This window comes from Rathayibacter tanaceti (assembly GCF_009834165.1).
Classification (GTDB): Bacteria; Actinomycetota; Actinomycetes; order Actinomycetales; family Microbacteriaceae; genus Rathayibacter; species Rathayibacter tanaceti.
Genome location: NZ_CP047186.1, coordinates 1789400 through 1802288 on the forward strand (window position 1 = coordinate 1789400; position 12889 = coordinate 1802288).

Genomic DNA, 12889 nt, shown 5'->3' on the forward strand with positions numbered 1-12889 from the left:
GTGCGGCGAGTGCGCGGTACGGCGGTGGGAAACACGCGTGTCACATGTGTGGGGTTCACTGGGGAGGCGTGCGACGGGTGCGCAAGGAGAGGCGCGGCATGGACCTGAACACGATCCAGCGCGTCCGCGTCGTGCGCGAGCGGGCCGAGCTTGCGGCGATGGGGCCGCGCACGGCGGTCATCGGCGGCGGGTCCTGGGTCTTCTCGCTCCCGCACGACCACCTCGACGAGCTGCTCGATCTGCAGGGGTTCGGCTGGGAGCCGGTCGTGCGAACGGCGGACGGGCTCTCCCTCGCCGCGACCTGCACCCTGAGCGAGCTGGCCGCGATGCCGGACGCGGGCGAGTCCGCGCATCCGCTGTTCTTCCAGTGCTGCACGGCCCTGCTCGGCTCGTTCAAGATCTGGAACGTCGCGACGGTCGGCGGCAACATCGCCAACGCCCTCCCCGCGGGACCGATGATCAGCCTGGCCGCCGCGCTCGACGCCTCCGCGCTCGTCTGGCGGGCCGACGGCTCCGACCTGCTCGTGCCGGTGGCCGAGCTGGTCACCGGGAACATGAGCACGACCCTCGCGCACGGCGACGTGATCCGCTCGATCGAGTTCCCCCGCGCGGCGCTCGACGCCCGCACGGCGTTCCGCAAGACGGCGCTCTCGCCGCTCGGCCGCTCCGGCGCGGTGGTGATCGGGCGCCTGGACGCCGACGGCGCGTTCGTGCTGACGGTGACGGCCGCGACGGTGCGACCGGAGCTGCTCCGCTTCGATTCCGTCCCCACCGAGGACGAGCTCGGCGAGGCGATCGACGGCATCGCGAGCTGGTTCACCGACCCGCACGGCGCCGCCGACTGGCGGCACGCCGTCGTGCGCGTGCTGGCCGAGGAGATCCGCACCGAGCTCTCGAGAGGAACGCCGTGAGATTCACCGTCAACGGGGAGCCGGTCGACGCCTCCCCCCGCCCCGGCCAGGTGCTGCGCACGCTTCTGCGCGACCACGAGCACTTCGAGGTCAAGAAGGGCTGCGACGCAGGCGACTGCGGGGCCTGCTCGGTCCTGGTCGACGGAACGCCGTTCCACTCGTGCCTCTACCCCGCCCACCGCCTCGAGGGCCGCGAGGTGACCACGGCCGCCGGTCTGGGTACCACCGACGAGCTCAGCGCAGTGCAGGAGGCGTTCGTGGAGTCGGGCGCGTTCCAGTGCGGGTTCTGCACGGCGGGCATGGTGGTGACGGCCACGGCCCTCGAGGGGGTGCGGGCCGAGGACGTCCCCCGGCTGATGAAGGGCAACCTCTGCCGGTGTACCGGGTACCGGCCGATCCGGGAGGCGGTGGGCCGCTCGTGCTCGACGGCCGCGCAGACGGCACCCGTCTCCGGGCTCACCGCCGTCCGCCGCACCGGGCGCCCCACAGCCGACGAGTCGAGGGTCGGCCGCTCGCTCGGCGCTCCGGCCGGCCGCCGGATCGTGCAGGGTCGCGAGCCGTTCACCCTCGACGTCGCAGTGCCCGGGCTCCTGCACCTCAGGGTGCTGCAGAGTCCGCACGCCCACGCGCGCCTGCGCACGATCGACACGTCCGCGGCCCGCGCCCTCCCCGGGGTCGTCGCGGTGCTGACCGCCGCCGACGTCCCCGACGTCCTGTTCTCGACGGCCCGGCACGAGTCGCGGCTGGACGACCCCGACGACACGCGGATCCTCGACACCGTGGTGCGGTTCCGCGGGCAGCGGGTCGCCGTCGTGGTCGCCGAGTCGGTGGCGCAGGCCGAGGCCGCGTGCCGCGCGATCGACATCGACTACGAGGTGCTGCCTGCGGTCCTCGATCCGGAGGAGGCGCGCTCGCCCGGCGCTCCCCTCCTGCACGCCGACAAGGACGCGATCGCGTCGCGGATCGCGCGGCCGGAGGCGAACGTGGTCGCCGAGCTGCACGGCGAGTACGGAGACGTGACCGCCGCGCTCGCGGAGGCCGACGTGGTCGTCGAGGGCCGCTACTCGACCTCCCGGGTCGCGCACGCGGCACTCGAGACCCACGGGACGATCGGCTGGCTCGAGGGCGACGAGTTGGTGCTGCGGACCTCGACCCAGGTCCCCTTCCTGGTGCGTGACGAGATCGCGCGGCTGTTCGACCGCGACCCCGCGAGTGTCCGTGTCTTCACCGCCCGGGTCGGCGGCGGCTTCGGCGGCAAGCAGGAGATCCTGACCGAGGACGTGGTCGCGCTCGCCGTCCTCGCGACCGGGCGTCCCGTGCAGTTCGAGTTCACCCGGAGCGACGAGTTCACGATGGCGCCCTGCCGCCACCCGATGCGAGTCGATGTGACCCTGGGCGCGCGGCGCGACGGCAGGCTCACCGCGCTCGCTGTCGACGTGCTTTCGGACACCGGGGCCTACGGCAATCACGGCCCCGGGGTGATGTTCCACGGCACCTCGGAGTCGGTCGCCGTGTACAGCGCACCGAACAAACGCGTCGACGCGCAGGCGGTCTACACCAACAACCTGCCCTCGGGAGCGTTCCGCGGCTACGGGCTCGGGCAGGTGATCTTCGGGATCGAGTCCGCGATGGACGACCTCGCCCGGGAGCTCCGCATCGACCCGTTCGAGCTGCGACGGATCAATGCGGTCCGGCCCGGTGAGCCGCTCGTCGTCACCCACGTCGAGGGTGACGACATCGGCTTCGGCTCCTACGGGCTGGACCAGTGCCTCGACCTCACCGAGGCGGCGCTCGCCCGCGGCACCGGCGCCGCCGCTCCGAGCGGACCCGGCTGGAGCACGGGGCGGGGAATGGCTGTCGCGATGATCGCGACGATCCCCCCGCGCGGCCATTTCTCGGAGGCGACGGTCACGGTCGATGCCGACGGGCTCCTCACCGTCGGAGTCGGCACCGCGGAGTTCGGCAACGGCACCACCACGGTGCACACGCAGCTGGTCGCGAGCGCGTTCGGAGCCTCCGCCGAGCGGGTGCGGATCCAGCAGTCGGACACGGCCGCCGCGCGCTACGACACCGGGGCGTTCGGCAGCGCGGGCACGGTCGTGGCGGGCAAGGCCGTGTACTCGGCCGCGACCCGCCTCCTCGCCGAGTTGCGCGCTCTGGCGAAGCGCCTGACCGGCCACGACGAGACCTTCGAGCCCGACGACGAGGGACTGCTCGCGGCCGACGGCACCCGGGTCGAGTTCGCCGACCTGGTGCGAGCGGCCGGCGGGCCCGTCACCGCGACCGGGAGCGAGGACGGCGCCCGACGCTCACTCGCCTTCAACGTGCAGGGCTTCCGCGTCGCCGTTCACGAGCCGACGGGCGAGGTGCGGATCCTCCAGTCGGTGCAGTCGGCCGACGCCGGCTTCGTGATCAATCCGGCGCAGTGCCGCGGGCAGGTCGAGGGCGGAGTCGCGCAGGCCATCGGCTCGGCGCTCTACGAGGAGGTGCTCCTCGACGGCGAGGGCACGGTCACCACGGCGATCCTCCGGAATTACCACCTCCCGCAGATGGCGGACGTGCCCGAGACCGAGGTGTACTTCGCCGACACTGCCGACGAACTCGGCCCATTCGGCGCGAAGTCGATGAGCGAGGCGCCCTACAACCCCGTTGCGCCCGCGCTCGCGAACGCCGTCCGCGATGCGATCGGCGTGCGGCCCACCGAGCTGCCGCTGTCTCGCGACCGCATCTGGCGGCTCCTGCACCCGGAGGCCGCACCCGTCGCGACCGTCGAGGCCGAGGCTCCTCAGGGCTGACGGCAGGGTCGTCGTCAGGCGCGGGAGGCGAGCTCCGCGCTGGCCAGGGCGACGTCTCTGGCGATCGCATCCTCGTCTGCGGTGACCAGCCGGCCCTCCACCACCGCCGGCCGACCGTGCACGAGCAGCAGGGTCAGCGGGGGCTGCGCGCCGAGCGCCAGCGCGGCGACCGGATCGGCGATGCCCGCGTGCTCGATGCCGTCGATCCGCCAGAGCGCGAGATCGGCCAGCTTCCCCGTCTCGATCGAGCCGATCTCGTCCTGCCTCCCGAGCACACGGGCGCCTCCGATCGTCGCGACGGAGAGGGCCTGGCGCGCGCTCATCCGGTCGGCGCCGGCGCGGAGGCGGTTCATCAGCACAGCGGCGCGGATCTCGGAGCCGAGCTGCCCGGATTCGTTCGACGCGGCGCCGTCGACGCCGAGGCCCACGGGAGCCCCTGCGGCCAGCAGCTGAGGGATCGGCGCGATCCCGGCGGCGAGGCGGCCGTTCGAGGACGGGCAGTGCGCGACTCCGGTGCCCGTGGCAGCGAACCGCGCGATCGCGGCCGCGTCGAGGTGCACGCAGTGCGCCATCCAGACGTCGTCGCCGAGCCAACCGAGCGAGTCGAGGTAGTCGGTGGGCGAGAGGCCGAACGCCTCGCGCGTGTAGGCGTCCTCCTCGAGCGTCTCGGAGCCGTGGGTGTGCAGGCGCACCCCGAGCTGTCGGGCGAGCACGGCCGACTCCCGCAGGAGATCGGCGGTCACCGAGAACGGCGAGCACGGTGCGATCGCGACCTGCACCATCGACCCCGGTGACGGATCGTGGTATCGCTCGACGGCCGCGGCGCTCGCCTCCAGAGCCGCCGCTGTCGTCTCGACGGCGAAGTCGGGCGGCAGGCCGCCCCGGGACGCCCCGAGGTCCATCGAGCCGCGGGTCGCGTGCAGCCGGAGCCCCACGGTGCCGGCTGCGTCGACGATCCCGCCGACGATGTCGCCCGAGCCGCGCGGGAAGACGTAGTGGTGGTCGGCCACCGTCGTGCAGCCGGAGCGGGCCAGCACCCCGATCGCGCCGAGCGCGGCGGTGCGGGTCAGGTCGGCGTCGATCCGCGACCACGCGGGATAGAGGGCGACGAGCCAGTCGAAGAGGATGGAGTCCTGCGCCCAGCCGCGGGTGAGCCACTGGTAGAGGTGGTGGTGCGTGTTGACCAGACCCGGGGTGAGCAGGTGGCCGCGGCCGTCGACTCTGGCGAGCGAGACGGGCTCCTGCGCGGGCAGGCCGGTGGGGGCACGGCCGTCGAGCGCCCAGGCCGGCGGGGCCCCGGCGCCGACCGCGACGATGCGGGAGTCGTCGACGACGACATGGCCGGAGGGATGCTCGGTGCCCGCTGCGTCGACCGTGGCGACGTGGGCTCCGGTGATGACGTGGCGCTGCATGTGTCGAGCATGGCAGCGGGGTGTTTCGCGGCCGTTACCCCCTCACCCGTTCTCCGTGCAGTCAGTGCGCCGCGTGGATCGGACCCGAGCGGCCCGCGAGCGGCTCCCCCGAGGCTCCCGTCCGCGCGGCGAGCACCTCCGCCAGGATCGACACCGCCGTCTCCTCCGGCGTCGAGGCGCCGATGTCCAGCCCGATCGGCGAGTGCAGGCGGGCGAGCGCGTCCTCCGCCACCCCCGCCTCGCGCAGCAGCCGCAGCCGGCGCTCGTGCGTGCGCCGCGACCCCATCGCGCCGACGTAGGCGACCGGGAGGGTCAGCGCGGTCTCGAGCAGCGGGATGTCGAACTTCTCGTCGTGGGTGAGCACCGCGATCACCGTGCGCGCATCGACCGGAGTCGACACGAGGTAGTCCGAGGGCCAGCCGACGACGATCTCGTCGGCGCCCGGGAAGCGTTCCGACGTCGCGAACACCGGGCGTGCATCGCAGACACTCACCCGGTAGCCCAGTAGCGCCCCCGCCGAGCAGAGAGCGGCCGAGAAGTCGACCGCACCGAAGATCAGCAGCCGCGGCTTCTCCGCGTGCACGACGAACGAGACCTCGAGCTCCACTCCCTGACAGTCGATCTCGACCGTCGCCGAGCGGCCGGAGACCAGACGCGCCTGGCGCTCTGCCAGGATCCGCCGCACCGTGTCCTCGTCGAGCTGCGGGCCCAGCACATCCTGCGCCCGGGTCGCTCCCGTGAGCACCAGACCGACGAGCGCCGAGGGCCCGCCGACGACGATCGCCAGCGCGGCCGAGCGGCCGGCCCGGGCGGCACGCAGCTCGGCGAGCACCGCGGTCGATCCGGAGTCGACGATCTGGCCGAAGACGCGCAGCTGGCCCCCGCAGGAGAGCCCAGCGGCGAACGCCGCCTCGTCGTCGAAGCCGAAGTGCTCGCCGGAAGCGACCGACGTGCCGAGTACCTCCTGAGCCAGCGCGTACGCCTGGGCTTCGACGCAGCCGCCCGAGATGGAGCCGATCGCCCGCCCCTCGGGATCGACCGCCATCGACGAGCCGAGCGCACGAGGGGCGGAGCCGAAGACGTGGGTGACGGTGACGACCGCAACTCTGCCGCCGGCCTCGACGCGCTCGAGCACAGCGTGGGCGAGTTCGAGCACGGCGGCCTCCTCTTCTCGGTCGCACGGCGGCGGCGGCGGGTCTGCCGGGACCGGCCTGCGCAGCCGCGGGCGGAGGCTCACACGCAGGAAACATGCCGAGTATAGGGTCGATCCATGCCTGACGACGCTCCTTTCCTCGACCTCGTGATCCGCGCCTCCGACGTGCTCACCGAGAACGGCCGGCGACCCGCCAGCGTGGCCATCGCCGAGGGACTGATCGTCGCGGTCGGCGAGGTCGACGCACCGTGGCGGACCTCCGAGGAGGTCGTCCTGCCCGAGGGCCAGGTGCTGATGCCGGGCATCGTGGACACGCACGTGCACGTGAACGAGCCGGGCCGGACCGAGTGGGAGGGGTTCGCCTCCGCGACCCGCGCCGCCGCCGCAGGAGGCGTGACCACCCTCATCGACATGCCGCTGAACTCGATCCCGCCGACCACCACCGTCGCCGGTCTCGAGGCCAAGCGCGCCGCCGCCGGCCCGCAGGCGCAGATCGACGTCGGCTTCTGGGGTGGAGCGATCCCGTCGAACCTCGGCACCCTCCGCGAGCTGCACGACGCGGGCGTCTTCGGCTTCAAGTGCTTCCTCTCGCCGAGCGGAGTCGACGAGTTTCCGCACCTGAGCCGGGACCAGCTCACCGAGGCGATGCGCGAGATCGCCTCCTTCGACGGACTGCTGATCGTGCACGCGGAGGACCCGGCCGAGCTGGAGGCGAGCGCGAACGAGCCGGGCACCTCCTACGGCGCCTTCGTCGACTCGCGGCCGCCCGCCTCCGAGAGCAGCGCCATCGCGCACGTGATCGAGTCGGTCCGCGCGACCGGGTGCCGGGCGCACATCCTGCACCTCTCCTCCGCCGAGGCCCTACCGCTGGTGCGCGAGGCGAAGGCCGAGGGGCTGCCGATCACCGCCGAGACCTGCCCGCACTACCTCACCTTCGACGCCGGCTCGATCCCCGACGGAGGGACGCAGTACAAGTGCTGCCCGCCGATCCGCGACGAGCGCAACCGCGAGCTGCTCTGGAAAGGCCTGCTCGACGGGACGATCGACATCATCGCTTCGGACCACTCGCCCGCGACCGCCGAGCTCAAGTTCGCCGCGGGCGGCGACTTCGGCATCGCCTGGGGCGGCATCTCGGGGCTCGAGCTGAGCCTCCGCGCCGTCTGGACCGGGGCGCACGAGCGGGGGATCCCGCTCGAACAGGTCGTCGCGTGGATGTCGACGGGCACAGCCGCCTTCGTCGGCCTGGGGCAGAAGGGCCTGCTGCACGCAGGGTCCGACGCCGATCTCGTCGCCTTCGATCCGGAGGCGCAGTGGCGGGTCGACGTCGACGTGCTCGCGCACAAGAACCCCGTCTCGGCCTACGACGGACGCGTCCTCCGCGGCGCCGTCGCCGCCACCTGGGTCGGTGGCCGACGGGTCGCCCCCGAGACAGCGCCGCCCACCGGCCGCCTCCTCACCCGGCCCTGACGCCGCCTCCTCCCGCAGGACGCCTCGGGCGACGAGCACACGGCCGTGGGAGTCGCCGCAGGCGGTGGCGCGCGGGGTGTTCCCGGCAGGTTTCGGGTGTGTGAACGGGGGCGGGTCGTGAGCGCACGGCGGACCGATCGCACAAGACTCGACGGGGCGTCGGCCGAGATTCTGGCGGCTCCGCCGAGGCGGTCCCGCACCGAGGAGCGGGAGGCTGGCAGACGGGCTCGCGGGCCCCGATCCACGACCGGGCGCCACGCGGCACTCACCAACGGACAGGAGCGGACATGTCGATCATCCTCGGAGACCACCAGTACGGGAAGGCCGAGAACCGGGTCGTGCGGATCTACCGCGAGACCCCACGGCACGAGATCCACGACGTCAACGTCTCCACCGCTCTCCGCGGCGACTTCGAGGCCGCGCACCGCGAGGGCGACCAGTCGGCGGTCCTGCCCACCGACACGCAGAAGCAGACCGCCTACTCCTTCGCCAAGGAGAAGGGTCTGCGCTCGATCGAGCCGTACGGCCTCGAGCTCGCCCGCCACTTCGTCGACGGCTACTCGCCGGTGCACGGCGCACGGATCGAGATCGAGGAGTTCGCCTGGGAGCGTGTGCTCGTGGACGGCCGCGAGCACGATCACACCTGGGTCAGGAAGGGTCAGGAGACCCGGACCGCCTCGGTCACCGTCGAGGGCACGGGAGACCAGCGGCAGGTCTGGATCACCGGCGGCTTCAAGGACCTCACGATCCTCAAGTCCACCGGCTCCGAGTTCCACGGCTTCCTGACCGACCCGTACACCGTTCTCCAGCCCACGAACGACCGGGTGATGGCCACCTCCCTCGTCGCCACGTGGCGCTTCGCGCTGTCGGAGGAGGAGATCGCGGCGATGGACTGGGAGGCGCTCTACGCGGGCGTGAAGGCGCTGATGGTGAGCCGTTTCGCGACCGTGCACTCGCTCGCCCTGCAGCAGACGCTCTTCGAGATGGGGAAGGCGGTGCTGGAGGAGTACCCGCAGATCGTCGAGATCCGCCTCTCCGCCCCCAACAAGCACCACTTCGTCTACGACCTCTCACCATTCGGCGTCGAGAACGACAACGAGGTCTTCCACGCCGCCGACCGCCCGTACGGGCTGATCCAGGCGAGCGTCACGCGCGACGACGCCCCTCCCGCAGGGCCGGCCTGGACCGCCTACACGGGGCTGGTGTGAGTCCGCGCCGGAGCGTCCACCGCGGCCACGTCCTGCACATCGCCGGGCGGGCCACGCTCGCGACCGCCGCGGAGTCGCTGGTGTCGATTCCGGACGCGGCGCTCGTCGTCGACGACGCCGGCACCGTGGCCTGGGTCGGCGCGCACCGCGACCTGCCGGGCGAGTACGCCTCGTGGCCGGTCACGGGCGACGCGTCGGCGATCCTCCTGCCCGGCTTCGTGGACACCCACGTGCACTTCCCGCAGACGTTCTCGTCGGACGGCTTCGGAGGCGGTCAGCTGCTCGAGTGGCTCGACCGCACCGTGTTCCCTGCGGAGACGCGCCTCGCGGATCCGGACTTCGCGGACGTCGTCGCCCGCGCCTTCACCCGTCGGCGCGTGCGGGCGGGCACCACCGCCGCGATGGTCTTCGGGTCGGCGTTCCCCGCCGCGCAGGACGCCCTCTTCGAGCGGACCCGTGAAGCGGGCCTGCGGATCGTCTCGGGACGGGGGATCCAGACCGTCGGGCCCGCCTCCGCCCGGGGACTGCTCACCTCGGAGGAAGACGCGCTCGCGCTGGTCAGTGACGAGATCACGCGCTGGCACACGGTCGACACCGGCGAGGCGACGACGTCTCTGCTCCAGGTCGCGATCGTTCCGCGCTTCTCGCTCTCGGTGACGCCCTCGCTGCTCGCCGCACTCGGCGACCTCTACGACGATGTGCGCGCGAGCGGTGTGTACGTGCACAGCCATCTGAACGAGAACGACCGCCCAGGAGACGGCGAGATCGCGGCCGTGCTCGGCTCCTACGGCACCCGCAGCTACCTCGACACCTACGACGGGCTCTTCCTGCCCGGATCCGCGCGCGGCGGGTCCTCTCTGCTCGGCCCGCGCACGATCCTCGCCCACGCGGTGCACTGCCAGGACGCGGAGCTGCACCGGATGGCCGAGACCGGCACCTCGATCGCGCACTGCCCCACGTCGCAGCAGTTCCTCGGCTCCGGCACGATGCCCTGGCGGCGGACGGCCGCCTCCGGGGTGACCATCGCGCTCGGCAGCGACATCGGCGCCGGTGACGAGTGGCTGCTCCCGCGCGTCGCCAACGACGCGTTCAAGGTGCATCTGTCGGAGCCGGGCGATGCGGCGATCGCGCTGCACCCGGCCGAGCTGCTGTTCACGGCGACGCTCGCCGGGGCGCGGGCGCTCAACCAGGAGGCGCGGTTCGGCAACTTCGATCTCGGCAAGGACGCGGACTTCGTGCGCATCGAGCCGCGCCTCTGGGAGCCGCTCGCCGACGTGCTCGCGCACGGCATCCGCGCCGATGACGAGGAAGAGGCGGCTGCGCAGCTGCTCTTCGCGGTGCTGATGACTCTGCGCGAGCCCGCGATAGCGGCGGTGCACGTGCAGGGGCGGCGGGTCGCTGCTCCGGGCTAGTACGGCTCGGCTGAGCGCGTCATCGGCTGCAGATCGCACCGGCTCCTGCCGATCGCCGGGTGTCAGCGCAGCCGCAGCGCCAGGAACAGGTCGGCCCGGTCGGCCGTGTCCGAGAGGTCGCGCAGGGTCAGCTCCTCCACCCGCGCGATGCGATAGCGCACCGTGTTGAGGTGCAGGTGGGTCTGCTCCGCCGTGCGCACCCAGGAGCCTCCGCAGTCGAGGAACGCGGTGAGCGTCGCGACGAGCTGGGAGTTGTAGCGCGCGTCGTGCTCGATCAGCCGGCCGAGCACAAGGTCAACGAACACCGAGCGGAGGTGGTCGGGCACCGCACTCAGCAGCTGCACCGCCGAGGTCACGTCGCCCGAGTCGTTGACGCGCACCGGAGCATCGTCGCCGGGCGCGCCGGGCAGCAGCATCGCGGAGCGCGCCGAGCGCAGCGCCCCGCCGAGGGCCGGCAGCGTCGTCGCAGCACTCGTCCCCACCCGCAGCACCAGGCCCGGCCAGGCCGCTCCCGCGCGCCGCAGCGCGGAGGTGACGACGGCGAGCGGATCCGCACCCGCCGGGACCTCGTCGCTCGCCTCCGCCGGCAGCACCGCCACTGCGACGCCCTGCGCGTCACGGCCGACGACCGCCCGGCCCAGGTGGGCGGCCGCGTCGGTCAGCACCCGCCGCGCCAGGTCCGGTGGCGCGTCGCTCTCGAACTCGGCCGCGACCACCGCGCAGTGCTCCACACCACCGAGCCCCACCTGCCGCAGGTAGACGCCGGCCTCCGGCTGCTCGCTGTCCTCCTCCACCAGCTCGAGGAGGCGGTCGGCGAGTGCGGAGTCGGCCAGGAGCGTGGCCTCGCGCTGCAGCCGGTACACGCCCACCACTCCGGCCAGCTCGGTCACCGCATCGAGCACGGCGGGCGGCCAACCGGTCCAGTCGCCGCCCACCACCACCAACCAGGCGGTCGCCCGGTGCTCTCCCGTCCCGACGACGGTCAGGACCGAGAGCGCACCTCCGCGGGCGTCCGGGACGACGACCGGACTGCTGCGGGCTGTGAGAGCCGCGCGCACCACCCGCTCGACGTCGCCGGGTCCGAGCCCGGCAGCGGAGGCGGCCGTCCGTCCGGTCGCGGTCAGCACGGTCACCGGGAGCCCCAGCTCGCCCGAGGTCCGGGCCACGAGCTCATCGAGCTGCTGCCCGCGGTAGACCTCCGTCAGCAGCTCCCGCTGGCGGGCGAGCGCGGCGGTCAGCCGAGCGACGCGGTCCCCCGCCAGCGCTGTCGAGAGGTGCGCGGTGATCGCTCCGAACGAGACATCGGCCGGCACGGCGATCAACGGCAGGTCGTGCTCACGGCAGGCCACGACGAGATCGTCAGGCACGAACCCGTAGAGTCCCTCGCCGGCGAGCAGGGCGCTGGCCCCCGCCTCGGCCACCGCCGCGACGAACGCGCCGCTGTCGTGCGCGTCGCGCCGCCAGACCATCCCCGTCAGCACCAGCTGGTCACGGGCGAGGTAGCGGCGCGGGTCGAGGAGGTCTGTGGTGAAGATCCCGTCGACCGACCGGGCGAGGGCGCCGTCGCCGGCGACCAGGACGCGCAGCCGCAGCTGCGGCGCGTCGAGGACGTCGTGCAGCTGCATCAGCTCCCCCGGTAGGTCGAGTAGGCGAAGGGGCTGAGCAGCAGCGGGATGTGCACGTGCTCGGTCCCCTCGTCGAGGCGGAACGCCACGACCACCTCGGGGTAGAACGACTCCGTGCCCGACGCCGCGAACCAGGTGGCAGTGTCGAAGACGACGCGGTAGACGCCCGCGGGAAGCCGTTCAGGCCCGAAGGCGCTCACCCGACCGTCGGCGTCGGTGCGCGCCTCGACCAGACGCTGCCAGCCGGAGCTGCTGCCTGCCTCAAGCGCGACCGGCACCTTCTGCGCGGGCAGACCGCGCACGGCGTCGAGCACATGCGTGGTCACGTGGCTGGCGTGCGCGCTCATCGCGCCGGCTCCGTCGAGACGAGCAGGTCGGAGGCGAGGCCGCGCACGCGCAGCACGGCGATCTCGCGCAGCTGCTCCGCGACGATCCGGGCCTCCGTCCGCTCGTCGAGCGCGAGGCGACGCTCGAGCTCGGCCACGATCTCGGCGCGGTCGCGACCGGCTGCGCGGATGAGGAAGACGCGTCCGAAGCGCTCCTCGTAGGCCCGGTTGCCCGCGAGCAGGCGGGCGGCCAGCGCCTCGTCCTCGGACAGGCTCGTCGCCTGCTCCGCGGCCGAGAATGTGGAGGAGCGACCCGAGCCCGCGTGCCGCTCCCCGATCCGCGGGTGGTCGGCCAGCGCGGCCTCCACTTCGCCGGCGCTGAGAGTCCGAGCGACCCCGTCGGCCGCCGCGGCGAGGGCCTCGACGGAGGCGTAGGGAGCACCGGCAGCGACCTCGTCGGCCCAGCGCGGCACGGCGAGGCACGCGAGCAGCACCTCTCTCGCGGTCTCGGGAGGAACAGTGGGGCCGGTCATGCGGTCTCCTTCGTCGGACGGTGCGGGGCCGCGGGCTCCGTCTGGGG

The 12889-nt window shown here is 73.1% G+C and carries 10 protein-coding genes; 5 read left to right on the forward strand and 5 right to left on the reverse strand.

Going from position 1 to position 12889, the window contains the following annotated elements; translation table 11 throughout:
* Nucleotides 1–98: 98 nt before the first annotated feature.
* Nucleotides 99–911, forward strand: a complete 813-nt coding sequence (locus tag GSU10_RS08420) for an FAD binding domain-containing protein (protein WP_068212000.1) — start codon at nucleotides 99–101, stop codon at nucleotides 909–911.
* Nucleotides 908–3706, forward strand: a complete 2799-nt coding sequence (locus GSU10_RS08425; protein ID WP_068212001.1) for a molybdopterin-dependent oxidoreductase — start codon at nucleotides 908–910, stop codon at nucleotides 3704–3706. Before GSU10_RS08420 ends, GSU10_RS08425 begins: the two co-directional genes overlap by 4 nt.
* A gap of 14 nt (nucleotides 3707–3720) precedes the next feature.
* Here the strand turns inward: GSU10_RS08425 and GSU10_RS08430 are convergent, their stop codons facing one another.
* Nucleotides 3721–5118: an 8-oxoguanine deaminase gene (locus tag GSU10_RS08430; RefSeq protein ID WP_068212005.1), complete on the reverse strand. Its 1398-nt coding sequence runs from the start codon at nucleotides 5116–5118 to the stop codon at nucleotides 3721–3723.
* A 61-nt stretch (nucleotides 5119–5179) separates the two neighbouring features.
* The gene (locus GSU10_RS08435; RefSeq protein ID WP_068212007.1) at nucleotides 5180–6274 is read right to left on the reverse strand and encodes an XdhC family protein; all 1095 of its coding nucleotides are present in this window, start codon (nucleotides 6272–6274) and stop codon (nucleotides 5180–5182) included.
* Nucleotides 6275–6388: 114 nt separating this feature from the next.
* Between GSU10_RS08435 and allB the strand changes: the two genes are divergently transcribed.
* The 3 genes from allB (at nucleotide 6389) to GSU10_RS08450 (ending at nucleotide 10358) form a co-directional block, all read left to right on the forward strand.
* Nucleotides 6389–7738, forward strand: a complete 1350-nt coding sequence (gene allB, locus GSU10_RS08440) for an allantoinase AllB (protein WP_068212009.1) — start codon at nucleotides 6389–6391, stop codon at nucleotides 7736–7738.
* A gap of 287 nt (nucleotides 7739–8025) precedes the next feature.
* On the forward strand, nucleotides 8026–8946 hold the full coding sequence (pucL, locus tag GSU10_RS08445; RefSeq protein ID WP_068212011.1) for a factor-independent urate hydroxylase: 921 nt from the start codon (nucleotides 8026–8028) through the stop codon (nucleotides 8944–8946).
* Nucleotides 8943–10358, forward strand: a complete 1416-nt coding sequence (locus GSU10_RS08450; RefSeq protein ID WP_068212013.1) for an amidohydrolase family protein — start codon at nucleotides 8943–8945, stop codon at nucleotides 10356–10358. Before pucL ends, GSU10_RS08450 begins: the two co-directional genes overlap by 4 nt.
* 62 nt (nucleotides 10359–10420) lie before the next feature.
* Here GSU10_RS08450 and GSU10_RS08455 read toward each other — a convergent pair whose 3' ends face one another.
* From GSU10_RS08455 to uraD, 3 genes are read right to left on the reverse strand one after another with little or no spacing between them, the layout of a single operon-like run.
* Nucleotides 10421–11983 carry a helix-turn-helix domain-containing protein gene (locus tag GSU10_RS08455; RefSeq protein WP_132504227.1) on the reverse strand — a complete coding sequence of 521 codons (1563 nt, stop codon included), beginning with the start codon at nucleotides 11981–11983 and terminating at the stop codon, nucleotides 10421–10423.
* Nucleotides 11983–12330, reverse strand: coding sequence for a hydroxyisourate hydrolase (gene uraH, locus GSU10_RS08460; protein ID WP_068213638.1), 348 nt, complete (start codon nucleotides 12328–12330; stop codon nucleotides 11983–11985). Before uraH ends, GSU10_RS08455 begins: the two co-directional genes overlap by 1 nt.
* Complete coding sequence (gene uraD, locus GSU10_RS08465; RefSeq protein WP_068213641.1) at nucleotides 12327–12842, reverse strand: 2-oxo-4-hydroxy-4-carboxy-5-ureidoimidazoline decarboxylase; 516 nt, start codon at nucleotides 12840–12842, stop codon at nucleotides 12327–12329. The genes uraH and uraD overlap by 4 nt, the downstream gene beginning before the upstream one ends.
* Nucleotides 12843–12889: the final 47 nt, after the last annotated feature.

Bases quoted from the DNA above. Each gene is read 5' to 3' on its own strand.
- GSU10_RS08455 (WP_132504227.1), bottom strand. From the start codon at position 11,983: ATGCAGCTGCACGACGTCCTCGACGCGCCGCAGCTGCGGCTGCGCGTC.
- pucL (WP_068212011.1), top strand. From the start codon at position 8,026: ATGTCGATCATCCTCGGAGACCACCAGTACGGGAAGGCCGAGAACCGG.
- GSU10_RS08420 (WP_068212000.1), top strand. From the start codon at position 99: ATGGACCTGAACACGATCCAGCGCGTCCGCGTCGTGCGCGAGCGGGCC.
- GSU10_RS08430 (WP_068212005.1), bottom strand. From the start codon at position 5,118: ATGCAGCGCCACGTCATCACCGGAGCCCACGTCGCCACGGTCGACGCA.
- allB (WP_068212009.1), top strand. From the start codon at position 6,389: ATGCCTGACGACGCTCCTTTCCTCGACCTCGTGATCCGCGCCTCCGAC.
- uraH (WP_068213638.1), bottom strand. From the start codon at position 12,330: ATGAGCGCGCACGCCAGCCACGTGACCACGCATGTGCTCGACGCCGTG.
- uraD (WP_068213641.1), bottom strand. From the start codon at position 12,842: ATGACCGGCCCCACTGTTCCTCCCGAGACCGCGAGAGAGGTGCTGCTC.